This window comes from Streptomyces sp. SCL15-4 (assembly GCF_033366695.1).
Classification (GTDB): Bacteria; Actinomycetota; Actinomycetes; order Streptomycetales; family Streptomycetaceae; genus Streptomyces.
This window is the reverse complement of the sequence record NZ_JAOBTQ010000001.1, coordinates 4971094-4996107: the sequence shown is the minus strand read 5'-3', so window position 1 is coordinate 4996107 and position 25014 is coordinate 4971094. Positions and strand designations below refer to the sequence as shown.

At 72.6% G+C, this 25014-nt stretch carries 22 protein-coding genes; 11 read left to right on the top strand and 11 right to left on the bottom strand.

The window, feature by feature from the left end:
* Positions 1 to 149 precede the first annotated feature (149 nt).
* Positions 150 to 1841: a sodium:solute symporter family protein gene (locus tag SCK26_RS22415; RefSeq protein ID WP_318203108.1), complete on the top strand. Its 1692-nt coding sequence runs from the start codon at positions 150 to 152 to the stop codon at positions 1839 to 1841.
* Between the two features lie 21 nt (positions 1842 to 1862).
* Positions 1863 to 2189: a hypothetical protein gene (locus SCK26_RS22410; RefSeq protein WP_318203107.1), complete on the top strand. Its 327-nt coding sequence runs from the start codon at positions 1863 to 1865 to the stop codon at positions 2187 to 2189.
* A gap of 109 nt (positions 2190 to 2298) precedes the next feature.
* On the opposite strand, the gene SCK26_RS22405 is transcribed toward SCK26_RS22410, so the two are convergent.
* From SCK26_RS22405 to SCK26_RS22390, 4 genes are all read right to left on the bottom strand, one after another.
* Positions 2299 to 2985: a helix-turn-helix transcriptional regulator gene (locus tag SCK26_RS22405; RefSeq protein WP_318203106.1), complete on the bottom strand. Its 687-nt coding sequence runs from the start codon at positions 2983 to 2985 to the stop codon at positions 2299 to 2301.
* A gap of 175 nt (positions 2986 to 3160) precedes the next feature.
* Positions 3161 to 4930, bottom strand: coding sequence for a PQQ-binding-like beta-propeller repeat protein (locus SCK26_RS22400; protein ID WP_318203105.1), 1770 nt, complete (start codon positions 4928 to 4930; stop codon positions 3161 to 3163).
* Positions 4931 to 5006: 76 nt separating this feature from the next.
* Positions 5007 to 6827, bottom strand: coding sequence for a PQQ-binding-like beta-propeller repeat protein (locus SCK26_RS22395; RefSeq protein ID WP_318203104.1), 1821 nt, complete (start codon positions 6825 to 6827; stop codon positions 5007 to 5009).
* A gap of 237 nt (positions 6828 to 7064) precedes the next feature.
* On the bottom strand, positions 7065 to 8873 hold the full coding sequence (locus SCK26_RS22390; protein WP_318203103.1) for an ABC-F family ATP-binding cassette domain-containing protein: 1809 nt from the start codon (positions 8871 to 8873) through the stop codon (positions 7065 to 7067).
* Between the two features lie 182 nt (positions 8874 to 9055).
* On the opposite strand from SCK26_RS22390, the gene SCK26_RS22385 reads away from it, so the two are divergent.
* Positions 9056 to 9649 (top strand): Uma2 family endonuclease, encoded by a 594-nt coding sequence (locus SCK26_RS22385; RefSeq protein WP_318203102.1) that lies wholly within the window; start codon positions 9056 to 9058, stop codon positions 9647 to 9649.
* A 4-nt stretch (positions 9650 to 9653) separates the two neighbouring features.
* Here SCK26_RS22385 and SCK26_RS22380 read toward each other — a convergent pair whose 3' ends face one another.
* The 6 genes from SCK26_RS22380 to rsmI form a co-directional block, all read right to left on the bottom strand.
* On the bottom strand, positions 9654 to 10547 hold the full coding sequence (locus SCK26_RS22380; RefSeq protein ID WP_318203101.1) for a 4-(cytidine 5'-diphospho)-2-C-methyl-D-erythritol kinase: 894 nt from the start codon (positions 10545 to 10547) through the stop codon (positions 9654 to 9656).
* Positions 10544 to 11413 carry a 16S rRNA (adenine(1518)-N(6)/adenine(1519)-N(6))-dimethyltransferase RsmA gene (gene rsmA, locus SCK26_RS22375; RefSeq protein ID WP_318203100.1) on the bottom strand — a complete coding sequence of 290 codons (870 nt, stop codon included), beginning with the start codon at positions 11411 to 11413 and terminating at the stop codon, positions 10544 to 10546. Before rsmA ends, SCK26_RS22380 begins: the two co-directional genes overlap by 4 nt.
* A 72-nt stretch (positions 11414 to 11485) precedes the next feature.
* Positions 11486 to 12835: a ubiquitin-like domain-containing protein gene (locus SCK26_RS22370; RefSeq protein ID WP_318203099.1), complete on the bottom strand. Its 1350-nt coding sequence runs from the start codon at positions 12833 to 12835 to the stop codon at positions 11486 to 11488.
* A 132-nt stretch (positions 12836 to 12967) separates the two neighbouring features.
* Entirely contained in the window at positions 12968 to 13876 is a 909-nt protein-coding gene (locus SCK26_RS22365; RefSeq protein ID WP_318203098.1) for a TatD family hydrolase, read from the bottom strand.
* A gap of 47 nt (positions 13877 to 13923) precedes the next feature.
* On the bottom strand, positions 13924 to 14283 hold the full coding sequence (locus tag SCK26_RS22360; protein ID WP_318203097.1) for a hypothetical protein: 360 nt from the start codon (positions 14281 to 14283) through the stop codon (positions 13924 to 13926).
* Between the two features lie 212 nt (positions 14284 to 14495).
* Positions 14496 to 15344, bottom strand: coding sequence for a 16S rRNA (cytidine(1402)-2'-O)-methyltransferase (gene rsmI / locus SCK26_RS22355; RefSeq protein WP_318203096.1), 849 nt, complete (start codon positions 15342 to 15344; stop codon positions 14496 to 14498).
* Between the two features lie 116 nt (positions 15345 to 15460).
* Between rsmI and SCK26_RS22350 the strand changes: the two genes are divergently transcribed.
* The 5 genes from SCK26_RS22350 (at position 15461) to SCK26_RS22330 (ending at position 21894) form a co-directional block, all read left to right on the top strand.
* Positions 15461 to 17218 (top strand): dolichyl-phosphate-mannose--protein mannosyltransferase, encoded by a 1758-nt coding sequence (locus tag SCK26_RS22350; protein ID WP_318203095.1) that lies wholly within the window; start codon positions 15461 to 15463, stop codon positions 17216 to 17218.
* A gap of 103 nt (positions 17219 to 17321) precedes the next feature.
* The gene (locus SCK26_RS22345; protein WP_318203094.1) at positions 17322 to 17999 is read left to right on the top strand and encodes a DUF6313 family protein; all 678 of its coding nucleotides are present in this window, start codon (positions 17322 to 17324) and stop codon (positions 17997 to 17999) included.
* 3 nt (positions 18000 to 18002) lie between these two features.
* Positions 18003 to 18386 carry a hypothetical protein gene (locus SCK26_RS22340; protein ID WP_318203093.1) on the top strand — a complete coding sequence of 128 codons (384 nt, stop codon included), beginning with the start codon at positions 18003 to 18005 and terminating at the stop codon, positions 18384 to 18386.
* Positions 18387 to 18497: 111 nt separating this feature from the next.
* Positions 18498 to 20135: a penicillin-binding transpeptidase domain-containing protein gene (locus SCK26_RS22335; RefSeq protein WP_318203092.1), complete on the top strand. Its 1638-nt coding sequence runs from the start codon at positions 18498 to 18500 to the stop codon at positions 20133 to 20135.
* A gap of 94 nt (positions 20136 to 20229) precedes the next feature.
* Positions 20230 to 21894: a penicillin-binding transpeptidase domain-containing protein gene (locus SCK26_RS22330; RefSeq protein WP_318203091.1), complete on the top strand. Its 1665-nt coding sequence runs from the start codon at positions 20230 to 20232 to the stop codon at positions 21892 to 21894.
* On the opposite strand, the gene SCK26_RS22325 is transcribed toward SCK26_RS22330, so the two are convergent.
* Positions 21895 to 22233, bottom strand: coding sequence for an SsgA family sporulation/cell division regulator (locus tag SCK26_RS22325; protein WP_318203090.1), 339 nt, complete (start codon positions 22231 to 22233; stop codon positions 21895 to 21897).
* Between the two features lie 148 nt (positions 22234 to 22381).
* Between SCK26_RS22325 and SCK26_RS22320 the strand changes: the two genes are divergently transcribed.
* Genes SCK26_RS22320 through SCK26_RS22310 form a run of 3 tightly spaced genes read left to right on the top strand, consistent with a single transcriptional unit; the run spans position 22382 to position 24946 of the window.
* Entirely contained in the window at positions 22382 to 23437 is a 1056-nt protein-coding gene (locus tag SCK26_RS22320) for an energy-coupling factor ABC transporter permease (protein ID WP_318203089.1), read from the top strand.
* A 1-nt stretch (position 23438) separates the two neighbouring features.
* Complete coding sequence (gene cbiQ / locus SCK26_RS22315; RefSeq protein WP_318203088.1) at positions 23439 to 24200, top strand: cobalt ECF transporter T component CbiQ; 762 nt, start codon at positions 23439 to 23441, stop codon at positions 24198 to 24200.
* Positions 24188 to 24946, top strand: coding sequence for an ABC transporter ATP-binding protein (locus tag SCK26_RS22310; protein WP_318203087.1), 759 nt, complete (start codon positions 24188 to 24190; stop codon positions 24944 to 24946). The genes cbiQ and SCK26_RS22310 overlap by 13 nt, the downstream gene beginning before the upstream one ends.
* Positions 24947 to 25014: the final 68 nt, after the last annotated feature.

The following is a 25014-nucleotide window of genomic DNA, read 5'->3' as shown; positions in this document are numbered from 1 at the left end:
CTCAACACAATCAAACATAACAGACCACAACTCGACAACACCCGCGCTCGATCACAATCAAACAAAGAACACCAGCCGAAGTGTTCAAATACCGAACACGGCGGCGTAGGTTCCGCTCTGGATCAGTTCGCGCAACGAAGCGAGTTCGCATGCAAACCCCCACATACGCCCCCACCTATCTGGCGGCGGAGCTACGGCTCCCCACCAACTGGCTGGACTACACGATCCTGGCGATCTACTTCGTCGTCGTCCTCGGCATCGGCCTCGCCGCCCGCCGCTCGGTCAAGACCAGCCTCGACTTCTTCCTCTCCGGACGCTCGCTGCCCGCCTGGATCACCGGCCTCGCCTTCATCTCGGCGAACCTGGCGGCCACCGAGATCCTCGGCATGGCGGCCAACAGCGCCCAGTACGGCGCCTACACCGTCCACTGGTACTGGATCGGCGCCATCCCCGCCATGGTCTTCCTCGGCCTGGTGATGATGCCCTTCTACTACGGCAGCAAGGTCCGCTCGGTCCCCGAGTTCCTGCTGCTGCGTTTCGACAAGGCCGCCCACCTGCTCAGCTCGGTCCTCTTCGCGTTCGCCGCGATCCTCATCGCGGGCGTCAACCTCTACGCCCTCGCGATCGTCGTCGAGGCCCTGCTCGGCTGGCCGCAGTGGGTCGCCATCGTCGTCGCCGGCGCCTTCGTGCTCGCGTACATCACCCTGGGCGGCCTGTCCTCGGCGATCTACAACGAGGTGCTCCAGTTCTTCGTCATCCTCGCCGCGCTCATCCCCATCACCGTCCTCGGCCTGAAGAAGGTCGGCGGCTGGGACGGCCTGACCGACAAGCTCACCGCGCAGCACGGCGCCGACTTCACCACGGCCTGGGGCGGCACCGGCATCGGCCAGGCCAACCCGCTCGGCGCCAACTGGCTCACCATCGTCCTCGGCCTCGGCTTCGTGCTCTCCTTCGGCTACTGGACCACCAACTTCGCCGAGGTGCAGCGCGCCCTGTCCGCGAAGAACCTCTCCGCCGGGCAGCGCACCCCGCTCATCGCCGCCTTCCCGAAGATCTTCATCGTCTTCCTGGTGATGATCCCGGGCCTGGTCGCCGCCGCGCTCGTGCCGAAGATCGGCACCGCGAAGTCCGGGCTCCAGTACAACGACGCCATCCCCTACCTGATGCAGGAGCTGCTGCCCAACGGCGTGCTCGGCATCGCCGTCACCGGTCTGCTGGCGGCCTTCATGGCGGGCATGGCGGCGAACGTGTCGTCGTTCAACACCGTGTTCACCACCGACATCTGGGCCAAGTACGTGGTGCGCGACCGCGAGGACGGCTACTACGTGCGGTTCGGCCGGCTGATCACCGTGATCGGCGTCTGCGCCTCCGTCGGCACGGCGTTCCTGGCGTCCTCGTTCTCGAACATCATGAGCTATCTGCAGACGCTGTTCTCCTTCTTCAACGTGCCGATGTTCGTCGTCTTCATCGTCGGCATGTTCTGGAAGCGCGCGTCCGCCAAGTCCGGCTTCTGGGGCCTGCTCGCCGGCACCACCGCGGCGATGATCAACTACTTCGTCTTCTACAAGAAGGGCATCATCTCCATCCCCTCCGACCAGGGCGCCAACTTCGTCTCCGCGATCGCGGGCTTCGTCGCCGGCGCGGTCGTGATGATCGCGGTGTCCCTGTTCACCAAGCCGAAGCCGGCACAGGAGCTGCAGGGCCTGGTCTACGGCACCCGCTCCCCCGGCATGTCCGAACCGCCCGCCGAGGGCGACGACGCCTGGTACCGCAAGCCGGCCCTGCTGGGCTGGGGAGCGGTCGTCCTGGCCGCCGCCTGCTACATCCCGTTCTCGTTCTGACGCGGGAGGATCGAGGAAACCATGACCGAGCGTCCCGAGCACCGTCCGCCGCACTACACCGAGCACGACGTCCAGCGGGAGGTCTCCGAGCTGGAGACCAAGTCCGCGACGGCGGCGCGCATCTTCGACCTGCGCCGCATCATCGGCGGGCTGTTCGTGGTCTACGGCGTCATCGTCACGATCACGGGGATCACCGACTCCCAGGCCGCGATCGACAAGGCCGAGGGCGTCAACATCAACCTGTGGACCGGGATCGGCATGCTGCTGCTGGGGATCTTCTTCCTGGCGTGGCTGAAGCTGCGGCCCACTCCTGCGCCGGTGCCTCCGGCCGAGGAAGGGGCGGAGTAGCGCCGGGAGCCAGAGGCCGTACGCCGGCCGCGGGGGCGTGGGCAGCGGTCGCGCCCTCGCGGCAGAGCCGCGTGCCGGCCCGGCCCCGCGCCCCTTGGCGGCGCGCGTCCTAGGCCAGGTCCGTGCCGCGTCGCGGGCCCGCCCGTTCCAGTAGGCCGGTGCGGGCGGCCAGGGCCGCCGCCTCCAGTCTCGAACCCACACCCAGTTTCATCAGGACCCGCTGGACGTGGGTGCGGGCGGTGCTGGGGGCGATGCCCATGCCCGCCGCGATCAGCCGGGTGTCCTCGCCGTCGGCGACCCGGACCAGGACCTCCACCTCGCGCGGGGTCAGCATCTCCAGCAGCCGCTGGGCCTCGTCATCGGGCTGCGCCGCCGGGTTCAGCAGCTCGCCGAACGCGCCCTGGAGCAGCTGCGGTGCCACCGCCGCCTCCCCGGCGCGGGCCTTCATGATGGCCCGCTCGACGCCCTCGATCCGCTCGTCGTGCCGTACGTACCCCGACGCGCCGGACGCGAAGGCCGCCGCGATACCGCGCGGCGACGGCACCGGGCCCAGCACCACCACCGCCACCTGCGGACGCTCCCGCTTGATCTTGACGATCGGGTCGAAGACGCCCGGTTCGGCCGGGGCCGCCGTGCCCAGCAGGCACACCTCGGGTGCCCGCGTGATCACCAGGTCCGCCGCGCCCGCGGCCGGCGCCGCCGCGGCGAGCACCCGGTGCCCGCGCAGCTTCAGCGCCGACGCCAGCGCCTCCGCGAGCAGGCGATGGTCGTCGACGACCATGAGCCGCACTCCCATAGAGCAACCCCCCAGTCCCCACCGGCACCCCCGCGCTTCATGCCCCCGGAAGCTACACGCTTGTTCGACGTCGCGCTGCCCCTCCAGATGAGAAGTGCCCCGGATCGATGAAATCCGGGGCACCGCAAGGCAGTTCACTCCTTCGGGCGAGTCCGGCGACGCCGCCCGCGGCCGGTCAGCCGCCCGTACCGAACGCCATCACCAGGTACTCCTTGTCGTACGTCCGGTTGGGCTTGTGGGCGAACTGGGCCGACATGTACAGCCGGCCCTTGCCGAAGAGCAGCTCGGCGTACTCGGGCAGCAGGCTGGTCTCCGCCTCGTGCACGGTGCGCTCGGCCGGGTTCTCCAGCAGCTTGGCCGCCTTGAAGGTGCCGCCGTCGATGCTGAGGACCTGGCCGCCCTTGTTGTACGGCGGCGCGTTGTAGGCCAGCAGGTTGCCGCCGTCCATGCGCAGCGGGGAGAGCGTGTAGCCGTCGCCGGCCTCGGCGCGCTGCCCGGTCGGCTTGCCGGTCCCGAGGTCGAAGGCGACGATCTCGTTCGTCCTGCTGTACTCGGCCTTGCCGTCGTGCGGCTCGGTCATCAGGTAGAGCCTGCCGTTGCCGGCGACGACCTGGTTGCAGCCCTCGATACGGGTGATGCCGTCGCAGCGGCCCCCGTAGGTGTCGCCGGGCGCGGCGATGCGGGCGAGCAGCCGGCCGGTCTTGCCGTCGATGGAGAAGTAGTCCGAGACACCGCTGCCGTCGCCGGCGGCGTCGCCGACGTCGGCGGCCACCACCAGCGGGTCGGTGGAGACGACGGAGGCGTAGTCGACGCCGTCGGGCATCCGGTACTCGGAGAGCACCTTGCCGGTCTTCGGGTCGATGGTCTGGATGTGCAGCTTCCGGTCGTCGTACGAGCCGCACTTGCGGACCGCGACCAGCCGGGTGCCGCCGCCGTACCCGGCGTCGGCGCAGGTGTCGCCCGGCTTCGGCCGCCACAGCGCCTTGCCGGAGTCGATGTCGAACGCTGCGCCGCCGTCGGAGCTGCCGACCGCGACCGTGTGCTGGGCGACGGTCACGTTCTGGAAGGTGACCGGGTAGTCGCCGGAGTCGACCGACTTCGTCCACAGCCGCTTGCCCGCGGCGAGGTCGATCGCGGCGACCTGGCTGCATCCCGCGGAGGAGCCCTTCGCGGGCATCTTCGGCTGGAAGGTGACCGCCGTCCGGCCGTCCTCGTTGACGTGGTCGCTGGCCGCGCAGACCGGGCCGGGCAGCTTGATCGTCCACAGCTCGGAGCCGCCGGCCGGGTCGTAGCCGACGATCTCCGCGATGCCGCTCTTGGCGTACACGGTGTCGGTCAGCCAGGAGCCGGAGGTGACGACCGTGTCGTCGGCCTTGGGCAGCGGCACCTCGAAGAGCACCTTGGCGGCCGGGTCGTCCGGCGCCTTCTCCTTGCCGCCACCGCCGCCGGTGCCACCGGTGCCACCGGTGCCGCCGGAGCCGCCGCTCGTGCCGCCGGTCCGGCCGGCGGAGGAGACGGGGTCGTGCGTGTGGCCGCCGTCGCCGCCGGACGTGGCGTACCAGATGCCGCCGCCGACGATCAGCGCGATGGCGACGACCGCCGCCACCACGATGAACAGGGTGGTGTTGCGCCGGCCGCCGGCCGCCGCGGGCCGCGGCGCCATCGGCACGGTCGGCGGCTGCCCCGGGCCCGGATATCCGTATCCCGGCTGCATTCCCTGCATGGGCTGCGTGGGCTGGGCGTAGGGGTTGCCCGGCTGGGGGGCGTAGGACGGCGGCTGGAGGGGCGGCTGCTGGGCGTAGGGGTGGGGCTGCGCGCCGGGCGGGCCGTATCCGGGTCCCGGCGGCTGCGGCGGGTAGCCGTAGCCCGGCTGGGGCGGCTGCGGCGGGTGGCCGGAGCCCGGCTGGGGCGGCTGATGGGGTGGCGGCGGGGGCGGCTGGGTCATGGCGACGGGTACCTCGGTGAAACGCTTCGCGAGCGGAGGGCGGAGGGGACGGGGAAGGCGGGACCTGAGGCCCGGCTCAGTTGCCGAAGGCCATGATCAGCTTCTCCTTGGAGTCGTCGTCGCCGGACAGGCGGCCCGAGGAGATGAACAGCCGCCCGCCGGTCCAGTCCAGGACACCGTCGTAGAAGGTGCCCTCGACGTCGGCGGCGCCCTGCGGGTTCCGCAGCAGCGCGGTCGTCCGGTGGGCGGAGCCGGCGGTCGGCACCGACACCACCTGGCCGCCGGTGTCGTACGACGGCTGCACATACGCGACGAGCTTGCCGCCCTCGGCCTTCAGCGGGTACATCGGCCGGTCGGACGGGGACTTCACCCGCCACTTCTCCTTGCCGTCGGCGAGGCCGACGGCCACGATCTCGTTGGCGCTGACGGTGGCGTCGGTGGGCAGGTAGAGCGTGTCCGCGTCGACCGCGACGCCCTGGCAGCCCTGCAGCTCGCGTTCGAGGATCGCCCAGCCGCAGCGGGGAGCGAACTTCTCGTCCACCGTGACCTCGGAGCGGAACTTGCCGTCCTTGGTGAAGGAGGAGATGTTCCAGGTCTTCTTGTCGCGGTTGGTCAGATAGACCACGAGCGGGTCGACCGAGTAGGCACGGCTGACCTCCCAGCCCTTCTTGAGCTTCTGCGTCCAGCGCACCGCGCCGTTCGCCGGGTCCAGCTCCTGGAGTTCCTCGTGCTCGCCGGAGGTGCCGACGCCGCAGGAGGACACCTGGATCAGCCGGTCGGTGCCGCCCGCGTAGGCCGCCGGGAAGCAGGCCGCGCCGTAGCGCTTCTTGTCGTACAGCTTCTTGCCGCTGTCGATGTCGTACGCGGTGCCCGACTGCGACCGGCCCACCATCAGCGTCTTGCCGCTGACCGTCAGCTCGATGGTCAGCGCGCTGTCGAACAGGCCGCCGTCGGCGACCTCGCCGCTCCAGCCCTTCTCGCCGGTGCGCAGGTCGAGCTGCTGGAGCTGGTTGCACTTCGCGTGCTCGCCGGCGCCGCTCATGTACGCCACGACGACCTTGTCCTCGGCCGACTGCCGCGGGGTGACCGCGCAGATCTTCTGCGGCAGGGAGAGCGGCCCCCAGGCGGTGTGGCCGTCTCCGGTGCCGAAGGCGAAGACCTGCTTGTACGCCGCCTTCACCGCGGTGTCGCCGGTGATCCACATGCCGGGCGCGTCGGCGCCGGACGCGGGGGCGTCGGGGGCCGGCGCGTACCAGAGCACCTTGGCCTCTCCGGGTCCGCGTCCGTCGTTGAGGTGGTCCGGGTCCGCGCCGCCGGAGGTCGTCGGCGAGGAGGTGGCGGAGTGCTTCGGGCCGTCGCTGTGCCGGGCGACGGGCTTCTTGCCGCCGCCGCCCTCGTCGCCGCCGCCGGTGACCGCGAAGACCGTGCCGCCGATGACGAGCAGCGCGGCGACCGCGGACCCGATGATCAGCGCCGTCTTCTTCCTGGAGGCCGGCCCGCCGGGCGCGGCCCCGGGTATGCCGGGCATGCCCGGGTACGGCGGCTGCGGCGGCTGACCGTAGCCGGCCTGCGGAGCGCCGTAGGGGCCCGGCTGCTGCGGTGCCTGCTGCGGATACCCGTAGGGGCCCGGCTGCGGCTGGCCGTAGGGGCCCGGAGCGGCCCCGTACGGGCCGGGCTGCTGCGGGTAGCCGTAGCCCGGCTGGGGCTGCGGGGGCGCGGCGGGCGGCTGGGGCGCGCCGAAACCGGCCTGGGCCGGCGGCGCCTGCGGGGCCTGAGGCGCGCCGAAGGCGCCCGGGACGGGCGGAGGTTGCGGAGTGCCGAAGCCGCCCGGGCCCGGCGGCTGGTCCTGTGGTGCTCCGAAACCGCCGTGCGGCGGCTGGTCGGGCGGCTGAGTCATCAGCGCTCTTCCCCCTCGTTCACTGATTTTTAGCCACGCCCCGAAGCACGCGACGGACGGCTCTGGGCCGTTTCTCAGACGGTTTTCAGACGGCTCTTTCTATCACCCGGCACCGACGGCACACCGGGCCGCGCCCGCCCCTGTTCCCAAGGGAGGACCGGCCCGTGATGCCGTCGTTACGCGCCTTCACGCCCCCTTCACCCGGCGCACGGCCCCTCCGCGCGCCGGGCCGGGAGGTCAGGCGTCCTCCGCCAGTTCCAGCCAGCGCAGCTCCAGTTCCTCGCGCTCCCCGGCGAGATCCCGCAGCTGGGCGTCCAGTCCGGCCACCTTCGCGAAGTCGGTGGCGTCGTCGGCGATCTGGGCGTGCAGCCGGCTCTCCTTCTCGGAGATCTTGTCCAACTGGCGCTCGATCTTCTGGAGTTCCTTCTTCGCGGCACGCTGGTCGGCCGCGCTCTTCTCCGCCGTGGCCGGCTTCGGCGCCGCGGCGGTGGGCCGCTCGGCGGCCGACTCCTCCATGGCCCGGCGCCGCTCCAGGTACTCGTCGATGCCGCGCGGCAGCATCCGCAGGGTGCCGTCGCCGAGCAGCGCGAACACCCGGTCCGTCGTCCGCTCCACGAAGAACCGGTCGTGGGAGATGACGACCATCGAGCCGGGCCAGCCGTCGAGGACGTCCTCCAGCTGGGTCAGGGTCTCGATGTCGAGGTCGTTGGTGGGCTCGTCCAGGAAGAGGACGTTGGGCTCGTCCATGAGCAGCCGCAGCAGCTGGAGCCGCCGCCGCTCGCCGCCGGAGAGGTCGCCGACCGGCGTCCACTGCTTCTCCTTGCCGAAGCCGAACGTCTCGCACAGCTGCCCGGCCGTCATCTCGCGGCCCTTGCCGAGGTCGACGCGCTCGCGGACCTGCTGCACGGCCTCCAGCACCCGCCAGGCCGGGTCGAGTTCGGCGACCTCCTGCGAGAGGTAGGCCAGCTTGACGGTCCTGCCGACGGCGATCCGGCCCCCGGCGGGCTGCTCCTCGCCCTCGGTGCGGGCGGCGGCGGCCATGGCGCGCAGCAGCGAGGTCTTCCCGGCGCCGTTGACGCCGACCAGGCCGATCCGGTCGCCCGGGCCGAGCTGCCAGGTGACGTGCTCCAGCAGCACCTTCGGCCCGGCCTGGAGGGTGACGTCCTCCAGGTCGAAGACCGTCCTGCCGAGCCGCGAGGAGGCGAACTTCATCAGCTCGCCGCTGTCCCGGGGCGGCGGCACGTCCGCGATCAGCTCGTTGGCGGCCTCCACCCGGAAGCGCGGCTTGGAGGTCCGCGCGGGCGCGCCGCGCCGCAGCCAGGCCAGCTCCTTGCGGATCAGGTTCTGCCGCTTGGCCTCCTCGGTGGCGGCGATCCGCTCGCGCTCGGCGCGCGCGAAGACGTAGTCCGAGTAGCCGCCCTCGTACTCGTACACGGCACCGCGCTGCACGTCCCACATGCGGGTGCAGACCTGGTCCAGGAACCACCGGTCGTGGGTGACGCAGACGAGCGCCGAGCGCCGGCTGCGCAGGTGCTCGGCGAGCCAGGCGATGCCCTCGACGTCGAGGTGGTTGGTGGGCTCGTCCAGGACGATCAGGTCCTGTTCCTCGATGAGCAGCTTGGCCAGCGCGATGCGGCGCCGCTCGCCGCCGGAGAGCGGTCCGATGACGGTGTCCAGCCCCTTGGGGAAGCCCGGCAGGTCCAGCCCGCCGAACAGCCCGGTCAGCACGTCGCGGACCTTGGCGTTGCCGGCCCACTCGTGGTCGGCCATGTCGCCGATCACCTCGTGGCGGACGGTGGCGGCGGGGTCGAGGGAGTCGTGCTGGGTGAGCACGCCGGTCCGCAGGCCGCCGGAGTGCGTGACCCTCCCGGTGTCGGCGTCCTCCAGCTTGGCGAGCATCCGGATGAGGGTGGTCTTGCCGTCGCCGTTGCGTCCGACGACCCCGATCCGGTCCCCTTCCGACACGCCGAGCGAGACGCCGTCCAGCAGGGCACGGGTGCCGTAGACCTTGCTGACGTTCTCGACATTGACCAGGTTGACGGCCATTTCACTCCTGTGCGCGGGGCGGTATCGACATGCGGCTCCACCGTGTGGGTCAGCCTTCTAGCGTAGGGCTTCGGGGAGTGGGCGCGGGGGGTGATGGGGCGGTCACTCTTTGTGGTGACGTGATCGGGACGCGGCCGCTACCGTGGAGGACAGGCAGCAGGATCCCGTCCATGGGAGGAACCATGACCGCCGAGTCCGTAGACCACCGCGTCCACTGGCCGGTGCCGCCGCAGGACGGCTACACCGTGGACGACCTGTTCACGCTGCCGGATCTCCCGCCGCACACCGAGCTGATCGACGGGAGTTTGGTCTTCGTGAGTGCCCAACGGGACTTCCACAGCGTCGTCATCGACCTGCTGGCGAGCGAATTGCGTCGTACCGTGCCACGCGAACTCAGGGTCCGCCGGGAAATGACCGTTGTCATCGACCGCCGCAACGGGCCGGAGCCGGATATCTCGATCGTCCGTGCGGAAGCCGTCAAGGACCCGGATCAGACCTACTACAAGGTCGCCGATGTCCTGCTCGCCGTCGAAGTCGTGTCGCCGGACAGCGAAGCGCGCGACCGCAACTACAAGCCACACAAGTACGCTGCGGCCGGCATCCCCCATTACTGGCTGGTCGACACGGCAGGCCGGGACAAGCATCCTGTCGTCCAGGTGTACGAACGTGGTGAGGCGACCGGCACGTACGCGTTGACCGGCATCTATCACGACCGTGTCAAGTTGTCCGTGCCTTTCGACATCGACGTTGACCTGACTGCCATCGACGAGTTCTGAACCCCTAGAGAACCGTCGCCCCCGCCACCGCCCCCACCGCGGTCCGCACCGACCTGCACGTCCCCGACGCCCGCAGGACCCCGGCCACCCGCTCCGCCGACCCGGCGTCCCGCACGAGGAACGCCGTCGTGGGACCGGACCCGGAGACCAGCGCGGCCAGCGCGCCCGCGCCGCGCCCCGCCGCCAGCGTGTCCGCCAGCTCCGGGAACAGGGACAGGGCCGCCGGCTGGAGGTCGTTGGAGACGGCGGCGGCCAGCGCGTCCGCGTCGCCCTTCGCCAGCGCCGCCAGCAGGTCCGGCGAGGCCACCGGCTCCGGGATCTCCCGGCCCCCGGCGAGCCGGTCGAACTCGCGGAACACCGCCGGGGTGGAAAGGCCCCGCTCGGCCATCGCGAACACCCAGTGGAAGGTGCCGCCGACCTCCAGCTCCGTCAGCCGCTCGCCCCGGCCGACCCCGAGCGCCGCCCCGCCGGCCAGGCTGAACGGCACGTCGCTGCCCAGCTCGGCGCAGATCGCGAGGAGTTCCTCGCGCGAGGCACCCGTGCCCCACAGCGCGTCGCACGCGAGCAGCGCGCCCGCGCCGTCCGCGCTGCCGCCCGCCATGCCGCCGGCGACCGGGATGTCCTTGGCGATGTGGATGTGCACGTCCGGCTCGATGCCCCGGCGTCCGGCGAGGGCGATCGCGGCGCGCGCGGCGAGGTTGGTGCGGTCCAGCGGGACCTGGCCGGCGTCCGGGCCCTCGCAGGTGATCCGGAGTTCCTCGGCCGGGGTGACCGTCACCTCGTCGTACAGGCCGACGGCGAGGAAGACGTTGGCCAGGTCGTGGAATCCGTCGGGGCGGGCCGCGCCCACCGCGAGCTGGACGTTGACCTTGGCCGGGACGCGTACCGTGACGCTCACTTGCCGCTCTCCTTGTGTTCGGCGATCCGCGCGAACTCCTCGACCGTCAGGGCCTCGCCGCGCGCCTGCGGCGAGACGCCGGCCGCGACCAGGGCCGCCTCGGCCGCCGCCGCGGAACCGGCCCAGCCGGCGAGCGCGGCCCGCAGGGTCTTGCGGCGCTGCGCGAACGCCGCGTCGACCACCGCGAAGACCTGCTTCTTCGAGGCGGTCGTCCGGATCGGCTCGGTCCGCCGGACCAGCGACACCAGTCCGCTGTCGACGTTCGGCGCCGGCCAGAACACGTTCCGGCCGATGGCTCCGGCCCGCTTCACCTCGGCGTACCAGTTGGCCTTCACCGACGGCACGCCGTACACCTTGTTGCCGGGTGCGGCGGCGAGCCGGTCGGCGACCTCGGACTGCACCATCACCAGCGTCCGCTCGATGCTCGGGAAGGTGTCGAGCATGTGCAGCAGCACGGGCACGGCGACGTTGTACGGCAGGTTCGCCACCAGGGCCGTCGGCGCGGGGCCGGGCAGCTCGGCGACGTGCATCGCGTCGGAGTGGACCAGCGCGAACCGGTCGGCGCGCTCGGGCATGCGCGCGGCGATGGTCGCCGGGAGGGCCGCGGCCAGCACGTCGTCGATCTCGACGGCGGTGACCCGGTCGGCGGCCTCCAGCAGGGCGAGGGTGAGCGAGCCGAGGCCGGGGCCGACCTCCACGACCACGTCGTCGGGGCGGACCCCGGCGGTACGCACGATCCGGCGGACCGTGTTGGCGTCGATCACGAAGTTCTGGCCGCGCTGCTTGGTGGGGCGGACGCCGAGCGCCGCCGCGAGCTCACGGATGTCGGCGGGGCCGAGGAGGGCGTCGGGGGTGGGGCTGGTCACGGGACAAGGGTACGGGGGTGCGGGAGGCCGGGACGCCAGGTGCCCGTCCCGCGGCACGGGCCGGCCGCGGCACTATCCGCGCAGCCTCGCGCCGCAGTGCGGCCACGGGCTCGCCCCTTGCCGTACGTACAGCTTCTTCGCGCGGAACGTCTGCTCCTGCGCGGAGGCGTCCTGGGGACGGCCCGTGCCGCCGAGGCCGTGCCAGGTGCGGGTGTCGAACTGGTAGAGGCCGCCGTACGTGCCCGAGGGGTCGACCGCGTCCGGGCGGCCGCCGGACTCGCAGACGGCGAGCGCGTGCCAGTCCAGGTGGTCGGCGTCGTGGACGGAGTCGGGCCGCGGCCGGGTGCCGACCTTCACCACCTGGGTGCGGGGCGCGCGCACCAGCTCGCTCCGCTCCGGGCGCGGCCGCTGCCGGACGCCGTTGACGGTGCGCACGTAGTAGAAGGTGCGGCGCAGTCCGGGACGGCCGGGCTCGGTGACGACCTCGGTGCCCTCGAAGAGGGTGGCGTCGGCGACGCGTACGGCCGGGAACGGGATCTGCTCCTCGCGCACCTCCCGCCGGCCGGTCACCCGCAGCACGGTCACCGTCTGCCCGTCGCGCGGGAAGCTGTCCCCGGGGACGGACAGGACGTCCTGGCCGCGCAGGGTGATCCCGGCCTCCTCGACGGCCTCCCGGACGGTGGCCGCGTTGGTGCGGACGAGGCGGGTCCGGCCGTCCGCCATGACGGTGACCGCGCGCTCGGTGCGCACGTCGAGCGCGAGCCCGGCGCGCCCGATGCGCTGGGAGCGCGAGACGGACAGGTAGGCGCCCTCGGCGCGGACGCCGAGCTGGGCCAGGGCGCCTTCCACGGTGTGCGCCGTCGTCCACACCTGCCGGCTCTGGCCGTCCAGAGTGAGCCGTACGGGGCGGCCGTAGCGCACCGCGACCTCGTCTCCGCTGGTCAGCTCGGTGTCGGGAGCGGGCGCGATCATGTCGTGCGCCCCTACCCGCACGCCCTCCTCGGCGAGCAGCTCGCCCACGTCGTCGGCGAAGGTGTGCAGGGTGCGCGGCCGGCCGTCGACGCTCAGCTCGATCGCCTTGTCCTCGGCGACGAAGGCGCTGGTGCCGCCGGCGAGGAAGGCCACGACGAGTGCCTGCGGCAGGAGGCGGCGCACGGCGGACTCCGGGCGCTCGGCACCGCGTGCCCGGCGCCGGCGCGCGCCCCGTCCGCCCGGTCCGCCGTCCTCGTCCCGCGTCCGCAGGTCCGGCGAGCCGTGCTCGCGCGCCCGGTCCTCCGGCGGCGCGCCTGCGCCCTGCCGCGGCAGGGCCGCCGCCTCGCCCACGCGCGCGCGGCCCGGCAGCTCCCGCACCGCCGGGCCGCGCGCGGCGCGGGGGCCGTACGCCTCGTACGTCTCGTACGTCTCGTACTGGGACTTGCTCACGCCGACACGCTCCAGAGAGCCAGAGGGGTCCGGATCGGGCCCCCAGAACCTAGCGGAGCACCGGTCGCTCTCCAAAGCGGCGCGACTACGTACAGTGGCTGTGCGGCGCCGTTCGACGGCGTCTCGTGACGGTCAGTAGTCGAAGGCGCGGGCGGTGTTCGCGGCCAGGGCCGTCGCCAGCGCGTCCTCGTCCGTGCCGCGCACGGCGGCCATCGCGCGGACCGTGACCGGAACCAGATACGGCGCGTTGGGCCGTCCGCGGTACGGCGCCGGAGTGAGGAACGGCGCGTCGGTCTCCACGAGGACCAGGTCCAGCGGGGCGACGGCGAGGGCGTCGCGGAGGTTCTGGGCGTTCTTGAAGGTGACGTTCCCGGCGAAGGACATGAAGTAGCCCTCGCGGGCGCAGATCCCGGCCATCTCGGCGTCACCGGAGTAGCAGTGGAAGACGGTGCGCTCGGGAGCGCCCTCCTCCTTCAGGATCCGCAGCACGTCGGCGTGGGCGTCGCGGTCGTGGATGACGAGCGCCTTGCCGTGCCGCTTGGCGATCTCGATGTGGGCCCGGAAGGAGCGTTCCTGCGCGGCCTTGCCCTCGGGGCCGGTGCGGAAATGGTCGAGGCCCGTCTCGCCGACGCCCTTGACGTGCGGCAGCGCGGCCAGCCGGTCGATCTCGGCGAGGGCGGCGTCCAGCGCCGCGTCGCCGCCCGCCGCCCGCGCCCCCTGCCGGGACCATCCGTCGGGATCGCCGTGGACGATGCGCGGGGCCTCGTTGGGGTGGAGGGCGACGGCGGCGTGGACGTTCTCGTGCGCGGCGGCTGTCTCGGCGGCCCACCGCGAGCCCTTGACGTCGCAGCCGACCTGCACGACCGTCGTCACGCCCACCGAGGCGGCCTTCGCCAGGCCCTCCTCGACCGTGCCGGACTGCATGTCGAGATGGGTGTGGGAGTCGGCGACGGGCACCCGCAGGGGTGCCGGCAGCGGCGGGGCGGCGTTCTTGTCGTTCCCGTCGTCACCCTTGGTGCTGTGGCCGGCGTTCGAAGGCATGCCCCGATCCTACGAAAGGAGCGCGCCGCGGCCGGCCGGTGCCCCGCTCAGCCGGCCTTGCGGTGGAACGGGTGCAGCAGGTCGGCCAGGTGCCAGTGGTGCGGCTCCTTGGCCTGGCCCGGCACCCGGGGCACCTCGACGGGGCCCGCCGCCGGCACCCGGTGGTGCGGCCCGCCGGCCGCGGCGCGCACGGCGGACACCTGGCCCGCGCGCATGATCCGCACGACGTGACCGTCGCAGTTCTGGCAGACCGGCCGGCTCAGCGGCGACGGCACGATCCGGCCGTCGGCCACGTACCGCACGCACCGCTCCCCCTCGGCGTTCGTGTGGTGCTCGATCGCGTACGACTGCTCCCAGCCGTGTCCGCAGTGCATGCAGGCGAAGGCGTACGACGCTATGTCACTCATGCCGGGCTCCCTTTCGGACGGGTGCGTCCTCTCGCCCAGTGGACGCCTCCCGTGGCGCGAATGCATCCCTCCTGCCGACTGTTGGCCCCGATTTGGCCCCTGCTTGCCCGAGCGAGCCCACTGGGACGACTGGGCTTTGCCAACAAGGCCGGCCTTTTGCCGGCGTATGGGGGACGCCGCGGCCCCCACGGCGCCACCCGGCGAAACGATCGTCACCCACCGGCCCGCTTGGCGGCGACCACCGCGTCGAACACCACCCGCTTCGGCACCCCCGCCTCCACCGCCACCGCCGCGATCGCCTCCTTGCGCCGCTCGCCGGCCTCCTCCCGCACCCGGACCCGGCGCACCAGCTCCTCCGCGTCCAGTTCCTCCGGCCCGGTCTCCGGCGCGCCCTCGACCACCACGGTGATCTCCCCGCGCACGCCTTGTGCCGCCCACCGCGCCAGCTCGGCCAGCGGGCCGCGCCGGACCTCCTCGTAGGTCTTGGTCAGCTCGCGGCAGACGGCGGCCCGCCGCTCGGCGCCGAAGACCTCGGCCATCGCGGCGAGGGTGTCGTCGAGCCGGTGCGGGGCCTCGAAGTAGACGAGGGTGCGCCGCTCGGCGGCCACCTCGCGCAGCCGGGACAGCCGCTCGCCGGCCTTGCGCGGCAGGAAGCCCTCGAAGCAGAACCGGTCCACGGGCAGCCCGGACAGCGCGAGCGCGGTGAGCACGGCGGACGGGCCGGGAACGGCGGTGACCCGGATGTCCTGCTCCACGGCGGCGGCGACCAGCCGGTAGCCGGGGTCGGAGACGGACGGCATGCCGGCGTCGGTCACCAGCAGCACCCGCGCGCCGCCGGCCAGCTCGGCGACCAGCTCCGGGGTGCGGGCGGACTCGTTGCCCTCGAAGTAGGAGACCACGCGGCCCTTGGGGGTGACGCCCAGCGCCTGGGTGAGCCGGCGCAGCCGCCGGGTGTCCTCGGCTGCGACCACGTCGGCCGCGGCCAGCTCCTCGGCCAGCCGGGGCGGCGCGTCCGCGATCTCGCCGATGGGGGTACCTGCCAGGACAAGGGTTCCAGTCACCCGTCCATCCTCCCAGGGCTCCGGGGCGCGCGGGAACGCGGAGGAAAACGGCCGCGCCCCGATTCGGTACCGCGCATGCGCGGGACTCCCACAGGCCGGTTCCCTACGATGGCGCGGTGACCAGTACCGCGTCCTCCATGGACCTCCGGCAGGGCCAGGCACCGCACGACCGGCGGCCGTCGTGGCAGCAGCGGCTGCGCCGATTCGGGTACGCGCCGGGCAAGGACGCGCCGGCGGGCGACGTGCGCGACCGGCTGGTGCCGCCGTACGCGCAGCCGAGCCCCCGGCTGTGGCGGGTGCTCGGCGTCCCGCCGGTCCTGGCGGAGCGGATCACGCGCTGGTCGGGCTGGGGCGGGCCGCTGCTGGTGACGCTGGTGGCGGGCCTGATGCGGTTCTGGCACCTGGGCAGTCCGCGGGCGGTGATATTCGACGAGACGTACTACGCCAAGGACGCCTGGGCGCTCGTCCACCGCGGTTTCGAGGTCAGCTGGGACCAGTACGGCAAGAACGCCAACGACATGGTGCTCCAGCAGCACGGCGGCCTGGCGGTGCCGACGGACCCGGCGTACGTGGTGCACCCGCCGGTCGGCAAGTACGTGATCGGGCTCGGCGAGCTTCTGTTCGGGTTCGACCCGTTCGGCTGGCGGTTCATGACGGCGCTGCTCGGGACGCTGAGCGTGCTGCTGCTGTGCCGGATCGGGCGCCGGATGTTCCGCTCGACGTTCCTCGGCTGTCTGGCGGGCGCGCTGATGGCGGTGGACGGGCTGCACTTCGTGATGAGCCGGACGTCGCTGCTGGACGGCGTGCTGATGTTCTTCGTGCTGGCCGCGTTCGGCTGCCTGGTGGTCGACCGGGACCGGGCGCGGGAGGCACTGTCCGCCGCGCTGCCGGCCGGGCCGGACGGCCGGGTGCGGCCGGACGCGGCGGTCGCCGACGCCTTCCGGTTCGGTTGGCGCCCCTGGCGCTGGACGGCCGGGGTGATGCTGGGCCTCGCGGTGGGCACGAAGTGGAACGGCCTGTACGTCCTGGCGGCGCTCTGCGTGCTGACGGTCCTGTGGGACGTCGGCACCCGCAAGGTCGCCGGTGCCCGTCACCCGTACCTCGCGGTCCTCAAGTACGACACCGGTGCCGCCTTCGTGGCGACGATCCCGGTGGCGCTGGTGGTCTACGTGGCCTCCTGGACGGGCTGGATCCTGTCCCCCGCCGACGGCACGGGCGGCTACTACCGCAACTGGGCGGCCACCGACGGCAAGGGCGGCGCCTGGACCTTCCTGCCGGACTGGCTGCGCAGCCTGTGGCACTACGAGCACGAGGTGTACAAGTTCCACGTCGGTCTCGACCAGCCGCACACGTACCAGTCGAACCCGTGGAGCTGGATCGTGCTGGGCCGCCCGGTGTCGTACTTCTACGAGTCGCCCGGACCCGGCACCGACGGCTGCCCGGCGGACGCGGGGCAGAAGTGCGCCCGGGAGGTGCTGGCGCTCGGCACGCCGCTGCTGTGGTGGGCGGCCTGCTTCGCGATCGGCTACGTGCTGTGGCGCTGGGCGCTGCGCCGCGACTGGCGGGCCGGCGCCATCGCCTGCGCCATCGCGGCCGGCTATCTGCCGTGGTTCCTGTACCAGGAGCGGACCATCTTCCTCTTCTACGCGGTCGTCTTCGTGCCGTTCCTGTGTCTGGCGGTGGCGATGACGACCGGCGCGGTCATCGGCCCGCCGCGCTCCACGGACACCCGCCGCGTGATCGGCGCGACGGCGGCGGGCGTCCTCGTCCTCCTGATCGCCTGGAACTTCATCTACTTCTGGCCCCTCTACACGGGCACCGCGATCCCGATCGACTCGTGGCGGTCGCGGATGTGGCTCGATACGTGGGTTTAGCCGGGCGGTGCCGGGCGGGCTCGGGCTGGGGCAGAATCGGGCGTGTTCGGCGCGGGGGGCCGGGGGTCCGGCGCGCCGTGGTGACGACAGCCTGGGGGAGTAGTTGCTGCACGGCGGGCCCATCCCGGTTCCGGGTCATCTGAAGCTGCCTCCGGGACGGCAGCGTCTCCTCGGGCGTCTGCGCCGGGCCTGGCGGTCGCGCAAGGCGCTCAAGGGCGTCACGCAGTGGATCCTGGACTGGGGACTGCCGCTCCTCGTCTGTCTGGGCGCGCTGTACTTCTTCGCCGCGCGGGCGGAGAGCCCGAGCGGGGTGTACCGGGTCTTCGCCATGATCGACGCGCCGCGGCACGTGCTGCTGTGGCTGGCGTCGCTCGTCGGCTGGCTCCTCGTCCCGGCCATCATCGGCGGCTTCGCCGGTCATGTGATCGCCGAGCGCATCAGCCGGGCGAAGTCGATCTCGACGCACACCCTCTTCCGCCGGCGCAGGCTGCGCCAGCGGCTGCGTCCGCCCGGGCTCATCGACAACCTGGCCGCCTACTTCCACGGGACCGTCCCCCAGCAGGACTTCGTCGACGCCTGGGTGCGGGTGGCGCACCGCAACGACTGGGCCCGGGCCCAGGACCACTGGGAGGTCTTCGTGCGGGACACCATGTCGACCCAGCAGTACGCTCACCTGGACCGTCACGAGTGCCTGCGCCAGGTGCAGAGCGCGGCGAAGATGGCGCTGCGTGTCACGGCCCGGAGCAGCGGGCTCTGCATCGTGTGCGAAAGGAGGCGGTGAGCCGTGCGTTCCGACGACGCGGTGGAGATCATGCGGGCCTCGCTGGCCCTGGCCTTCCCCACGGCCAGCGCCGAAGGCCTGACACGGGCCGCCGAGACGCTGATCCGCTGGGGCGCGGAGGACGTCGAGGACCAGCTCGACCAGGAACTGATCGCCCGGATGCTGCTGGACCTGCTCGATGTCGCCGGGGTGGAACTCGGGGACTTCCGGCCCGCGGAGGAGGACTGGCACGCGGAGGCTTTGCAGGGCACGGCGGCGCGGTACCGCACCTGGTCGCACTCCGACGACATGCTCCCGCTGCCGTTCCTGCCGAGGCCTCCGGACGAGCCCCGGGGCCCTCGTGGCCCCGACGACCCGTTCCGGCCGCCGCGTCCGGGCGGGCGCTGACCGAGTCACGGTTCGACAACTCCCGCCCCCAGCGCACCGCAACCGCTTACAGTGCTCCCGCACGCTGAATTGAACATGTTCAACAGGCCGAACGGGAGAGGGATCCGCGCCATGCGCAACGGAGTCAAGGCGGCCGTGGTGGGCGGGGTCTGCGTCACGCTGCTGAGCGGCGCCGGCTACGGGCTCTACACCTTCGCGTCCGCCATGAGCGGTGACAGCGGCACGGCGGCCGGCGTGGCGCCCCCGCGCACCGGGCCGCCCAGCGGCTCGGAGGTGAAGGAGACCACCAAGGCGTTCTTCGGCGCCTGGGAGAAGGGGGACGCGGCGACCGCGGCCTCGTACACGAACTATCCGGAGGCCGCCCGGGCGCTGCTGACGGCCTACGGCCAGGACGCGCGCATAGGCAAGGTGCGCATCACCCCGGACACGGCCGTCGGCGACACGGTGCCCTTCTCGGTGACGGCGACGGTGTCCTACGGCGGCACGTCCAAGCCGCTGTCCTACCGCGGCACGCTCACCGTGGTCCGCGGCGAGACCTCGCACCGGGCGCTGGTCGACTGGCGGCCCTCCGTCGTCCACCCGCGGCTGCGCCAGGGCGACACGCTGGCCACCGGGGAGTCGTCCGCCCCGCGGATCGAGCCCGTGGACCGCGACGGGAAGGTGCTGACCCGGGAGAAGTACCCCTCGCTCGGTCCTCTGCTGGACGAGCTGAGGAGCCGCTACGGCGACAAGGCCGGCGGCAGGCCCGGCGTGGAGCTGGTGATCCGGCACCAGGCCGACGCGGACGGCGGCCAGGCCGCGGACACCCCGCTGGTCACCCTGGCCGAGGGCAGACCGGGCCGGCTGCCGACCACGCTCAGCGCGAGCGCCCAGGCGGCGGCCGAGGCGGCCGTGCTCAAGTACCCCGAGTCCTCCGTGGCGGCCGTCAAGCCGAGCACCGGCGAGATCCTCGCCGTCGCCAACAACCGCCGGGACGGCTTCGACGCGGCCCTCCTCGGCGAACGCGCCCCCGGCTCCACCATGAAGATCGTCAGCGCGGCGACTCTCATCGACAAGGGCCTGACCACGGCGAACGGCCCGGCGCCCTGCCCGCCCTCGGCCGTCTGGCAGAGCCAGACCTTCCAGAACCTCAAGGGACTGGCGCCCGACGAGCACGCCACCCTCGCCGACAGCTTCGCCCGCTCCTGCAACACCGCCTTCGTGAAGTTCGCCGACGAGGTGGACCCCGACTCGCTCACCAAGGAGGCCCAGGACCGCTTCGGGCTCGGCCGGAACGACTGGCAGGCCGGTGTGCCCACCTTCGACGGCCGCGTCCCCGTCTCCGGCGGCCCGGACACCGCGGCCGGCCTGATCGGCCAGGGCCGGGTGCAGATGAGCCCGCTGAACATGGCCTCCGTGACGGCGACCGCGATGACCGGCGCCTTCCGCCAGCCGGTGATCGTTCCGCTGGAACTGGACGGCCGGGAACCGGCCCGCGCGCGCGGCCTGGCACCGGGCACCGTCCGGCAGCTGCGCGCCATGATGAACCGCACCGCGCGCTCCGGCACCGCCGCCGCCGTGATGGCCGGGCTGGGCGGGGACGTCGGCGCGAAGACCGGCTCCGCCGAGACCGACGGCGCGGCCAGGTCGGACAGCTGGTTCACCGGTTACCGGGGCGATGTCGCGGCGGCGGCCATGGTCCAGGACGGCGGGCACGGTGTGGACGCCGCCGGTCCGATTGTCGCAAGCGTGCTACGGAACGCCGGTTGAGATCACCCGTGAAGACAGGGACCTTAAGGTGAAAGCCGTCGTTGGAGAGTGAGGGCTTAGGAGAGCCTGGAAAAGGCACGGAGGAACTGAGGCTGTGGGCAAGAGAAGGCGCGTCACCGAGCGGCGCAGGACCCGGCCCGCCGTGCTCGGCGGGATGCTCGCCGTGGTCGTCGGCGGCGCCGGGGCCGGCCTCTACGCGCTGTACGACGGCGGGGCCGCGGCCGACGAGGGCACCGCCACGGCCGCGCACAGAAAGGTGCGGACCGGCCCGCTCACCGCCGCCGAGGTCCGCACGGCCGGCACCCGCTTCCTCACCGCCTGGCAGCACGGCAGGACCGCCGAGGCCGCCGCCGCCACCGACGACCCCGCGGCGGCGGCCCCGCTGCTCACCGGCTACGCCAAGGACGCCCACCTGAGGGACGTCACCCTCACCCCCAAGGCCGCCAAGGGCGCCACCGTGCCGTTCGACGTGCGCGCCACCCTGGCCTACCGGGGCGTGAGCAAGCCGCTGGCGTACGGCAGTTCGCTCACCGTCGTCCGGCGTCCGGGCGACGGCGAGCCGCGGGTCGACTGGCACGCGGCCGTCGTCCATCCGGACCTGAGGGACGGCGACCGGCTGGTGACCGGCGCGTCCGGCACTCCGCCGGTCAAGGCGCTGGACCGCGACGGCGGCGAGATCACGGCCGCCCGGTACCCGTCGCTGGGCACGGTGCTGGACGGGCTGCGGGAGAAGTACGGCAAGACCGCCGGCGGCACGGCGGGCATCGAGCTGCGCGTGGTGCGCGGCAAGGAGTCCAGGGCCGCCAAGCTGTCCGACAAGACCCTGGCGGAGCTGAGCGAGGGCACCCCGGGCACGGTGCGGACGACGCTCAGCCCGTCGCTCCAGGCGGCGGCCGAGCGGCAGGTGGAGAAGCGGACGAAGGCCTCGGTGGTCGTGCTGCGGCCCTCCACCGGTGAGATCCTCGCGGTCGCCAACAGCGGCCACGGCTTCAACACCGCCTTCCAGGGCGCCCTCGCGCCCGGCTCCACCATGAAGGTCATCACGTCGTCGCTGCTCATCGACAAGGGCCTGGCCTCGGCGGACAAGCCGCACCCCTGCCCGAAGACGGTGACCTACGGCGGCTGGAAGTTCCACAACGACGACGACTTCGAGATCAAGGGCGGCACGTTCAAGGCAAGCTTCGCCCGCTCCTGCAACACCGCCTTCATCAGCCAGGCGAAGAAGCTGGACAACGACGACCTGACCAAGCAGGCCCAGCAGGTCTTCGGGCTGTCGATGAACAACTGGGCGATCGGCGTGCCCAGCGTGGACGGCTCGGTGCCGGTGCAGTCGGCGGCGCAGATGGCGGCCGAGCTGATCGGGCAGGGCGGGGTGCGGATGAACCCGCTGAACATGGCCTCGGTCGCGGCGACCGTGAAGGCGGGCTCCTTCCACCAGCCGTACCTGGTGGCGCCGTCCGTCGACCACCGGACGCTGGCCACGGCCTCGCGCACCCTGTCCGCCAAAACCCTCTCCCAGCTGCGCGAGCTGATGCGGTACACGGCCGCTTCCGGCACGGCGGCGGAGGCGATGGCGGGGCTCGGCCCGGACTACGGCGCGAAGACCGGCTCGGCGGAGGTCGACGGCCAGAAGAAGCCGAACGGCTGGTTCACCGCCTACCGGGGCGATCTCGCCGCCGCGGGCGTGGTCCAGGCGGGCGGGCACGGCGGCGACACGGCCGGGCCCATAGTGGCGTCGCTGCTGAAGCTCGGCGGCTGATCAGCCGCGTACCGGCTCGGCGGTGTAGGTCCGGCGCAGGAACCGCAGCAGGGTCTTGGACTCGAACTGGACCACTTCCACGCCGTCGTCGGTGTGGAATTCCACGACGGCCTGGACCCGGCCGCAGGGCCACACCCGGACGGCGCCGCTCTCGGCCGGCACCCGCAGTCCGCGTTCGAGCAGCGCGCGGGCGAAGGTCCACTCGTGCGGCCCGGGCAGTCCGATGCGGACCGCGCGGGGATCGCGGTCGGGGTCGTACCGCAGCACGACGGGCACGGCCCCCGGGTCCTCCTCGTCCGTGACGATATGAGCGCGCGCGTACTGCTCGACTACAGACATCGGACCGCCCTCTCACGCACCGTGACCTATGTGAAAGCCGTTCATCCGGTTCCATCCAGAGTCCCACATTTTCCGGCGCCCACCCCTGCGGGAGACGAGACTCTGTCTCTCTTGCAAGAGGTTCGCAACAAGGGCCTAAAATCGTCGGGTGCATGTACCTGACGGATTCATAGACGCCCCGACCTCCGCGGTCACCGCGGTGGTCGCCGCCGGCGCCCTCGCGGTGAGCCTGCGCGGTGCCCGCCGCGAGCTGGACGAGCGCACCGCGCCGCTGGCGGGTCTGGTCGCGGCGTTCATCTTCGCCGTGCAGATGCTGAACTTCCCGGTCGCGGCCGGGACCAGCGGACATCTGCTGGGCGGAGCCCTGGCCGCGATCCTCGTCGGGCCGTACACGGCCGTGCTGTGCGTGTCCGTGGTGCTGTTGATGCAGGGCGTGCTGTTCGCCGACGGCGGCCTCACCGCGCTCGGCGTGAACATCACCGACATGGCGCTCGTCACCACCGTCGTGTCCTACGCCGTCTTCCGCGGCCTGCTCGCCGTGCTGCCCCGCAAGCGGCGCTCGGTGACGGTGGCCTCCTTCGTCGCCGCGCTGGTGTCCGTGCCCGCCGCCGCGGTCGCCTTCACCCTGATCTACGCCGTCGGCGGCACCACGGACGTCTCCATCGGCAAGGTCGCCACCGCGATGATCGGCGTGCACGTGCTCATCGGCATCGGCGAGGCGGTCATCACCGCGCTCACGGTCGGCGCCGTCGTCGCCGTCCGGCCCGACCTGGTGCACGGCGCGCGCGGCCTGCGCCAGCGGCTCCGGCTGCGGGTGAACGGTGCCCTGGTGGACGCCCCCGCGGCCGAGCCCGCCGTCCCGGCGCCCGCGGCGGCGCGCACCTCGCGGCGCACGCTGTGGGTGACCGGCCTCGTCACCTCCCTGGTGCTGGCCGGCTTCGTCAGCTTCTACGCCTCCGCCAACCCCGACGGCCTGGAGAAGGTCGCGCACGACAAGGGGATCGACAAGAAGGAGGAGCAGCACGCCGCGGCCGACTCGCCGCTGGCCGACTACGGCGTGAAGGACATCGCCGACGCCCGGCTGTCCGGCGGTCTCGCGGGCGTCATCGGCGTCGGCGTCACCGTCGTCGCGGGCAGCGCGGTGTTCTGGGCGCTGCGCCGGCGGCGCACCGACGACGCCTCGCCCGTGAACACGAGCGTCTGACGTGGGTGCCGGCCACGCGCACCGGCTGTACCGGCACGGGCACTCGCCCGTGCACGGGCTGCCGCCGCACACCAAGCTCGCCGCCGCGTTCCTGTTCGTGGTGGTCGTGGTGTCGACCCCGCGCGAGGCGATGTGGGCGTTCGCGGTCTACGCCGTCCTGCTCGCCTCCGTCGCGTACCACGCGCGCGTGCCCGTAGGATTCCTGCTCAGGCGGCTGCTGATCGAGGTGCCGTTCGTGACGTTCGCGGTGCTCATGCCGTTCGTGGCGGAGGGCGAGCGGGTGCACGTCCTCGGGCTCTCGCTCAGCGTGAACGGGCTGTGGGGCGCCTGGAACGTGCTCGCCAAGGGCACCCTCGGCGTCGCCGCCTCCGTGCTGCTGGCCGCCACCACCGAGCTGCGCGAACTGCTGCTGGGCCTGCAACGGCTGAAGCTGCCGCCGCTGCTCGTGCAGATCGCCTCCTTCATGATCCGCTACGGCGACGTCATCACCGACGAGATGCGCCGGATGCGGATCGCCCGGGAGTCGCGCGGCTTCGAGGCGAAGGGCGTGCGGCACTGGGGCGTGCTCGCCAAGTCCGCCGGCGCGCTGTTCATCCGCTCCTACGAACGCGGGGAGCGGGTGCACCTGGCCATGGTCAGCCGCGGGTACGCCGGATCGATGCCGGTCATCGACGAGGTGACCGCCTCCGGCGCCCAGTGGCGGCACGCCCTCGCACTCCCCTGCGCCGCCCTCGTCGTCTGTCTGCTGGGATGGTTCCTGTGACTGCTTCTCTGGAGGTCTCCGGCCTCGCCTTCGCCTACCCGGACGGACACCAGGCGCTGTTCGGCGTGGACTTCACCATCGCGCGCGGCGAACGGGTCGCCCTGCTCGGCCCCAACGGCGCCGGCAAGACCACCCTGGTGCTGCACCTCAACGGCATCCTGAGCGGCGGCACGGGCACGGTGACCGTGGCCGGGCTGCCCGTCGGCAGGCAGCACATGGCCGCGATCCGGCAGAAGGTCGGCATCGTCTTCCAGGACCCGGACGACCAGCTGTTCATGCCGACCGTGCGGGAGGACGTGGCGTTCGGTCCGGCCGCCGCCGGGATCAAGGGAGCCGCGCTCCGGGAGCGGGTGCGCACCGCGCTGGAGCTGGTCGGGATGCAGGACTTCGCCGACCGGCCGCCGCACCACCTGTCCTTCGGGCAGCGCCGCCGGGTCGCGGTGGCCACCGTGCTCGCCATGGAGCCGGAGATCCTGGTCCTGGACGAGCCGTCGTCCAACCTGGACCCGGCCTCCCGCCGGGAACTCGCCGACATCCTGCGCTCCCTGGACGTGACGGTCCTCATGGTCACGCACGACCTGCCGTACGCGCTGGAGCTGTGCCCGCGCGCCCTGATCCTCAGCGACGGCGTGATCGCGGCGGACGGCCCCACCGCGGAGCTGCTGTCCGACGACGGGCTGATGCGGGCGCACCGGCTGGAGCTGCCGTTCGGCTTCGACCCGAGGTCCGTGACCACGGGCGCGTGACGCACCGTTCCACCACCATCCCGGGCAACGCCGATGTAACGATTCCGCCGGGCTGATCCCGCCGAGGA

Coding starts and splice junctions, on each gene's coding strand:
- SCK26_RS22415 (WP_318203108.1), top strand. CDS start 150: ATGCAAACCCCCACATACGCCCCCACCTATCTGGCGGCGGAGCTACGG.
- SCK26_RS22410 (WP_318203107.1), top strand. CDS start 1,863: ATGACCGAGCGTCCCGAGCACCGTCCGCCGCACTACACCGAGCACGAC.
- SCK26_RS22405 (WP_318203106.1), bottom strand. CDS start 2,985: ATGGGAGTGCGGCTCATGGTCGTCGACGACCATCGCCTGCTCGCGGAG.
- SCK26_RS22400 (WP_318203105.1), bottom strand. CDS start 4,930: ATGACCCAGCCGCCCCCGCCGCCACCCCATCAGCCGCCCCAGCCGGGC.
- SCK26_RS22395 (WP_318203104.1), bottom strand. CDS start 6,827: ATGACTCAGCCGCCCGACCAGCCGCCGCACGGCGGTTTCGGAGCACCA.
- SCK26_RS22390 (WP_318203103.1), bottom strand. CDS start 8,873: ATGGCCGTCAACCTGGTCAATGTCGAGAACGTCAGCAAGGTCTACGGC.
- SCK26_RS22385 (WP_318203102.1), top strand. CDS start 9,056: ATGACCGCCGAGTCCGTAGACCACCGCGTCCACTGGCCGGTGCCGCCG.
- SCK26_RS22365 (WP_318203098.1), bottom strand. CDS start 13,876: ATGCCTTCGAACGCCGGCCACAGCACCAAGGGTGACGACGGGAACGAC.
- SCK26_RS22360 (WP_318203097.1), bottom strand. CDS start 14,283: ATGAGTGACATAGCGTCGTACGCCTTCGCCTGCATGCACTGCGGACAC.
- SCK26_RS22335 (WP_318203092.1), top strand. CDS start 18,498: ATGCGCAACGGAGTCAAGGCGGCCGTGGTGGGCGGGGTCTGCGTCACG.
- SCK26_RS22325 (WP_318203090.1), bottom strand. CDS start 22,233: ATGTCTGTAGTCGAGCAGTACGCGCGCGCTCATATCGTCACGGACGAG.
- SCK26_RS22310 (WP_318203087.1), top strand. CDS start 24,188: ATGGTTCCTGTGACTGCTTCTCTGGAGGTCTCCGGCCTCGCCTTCGCC.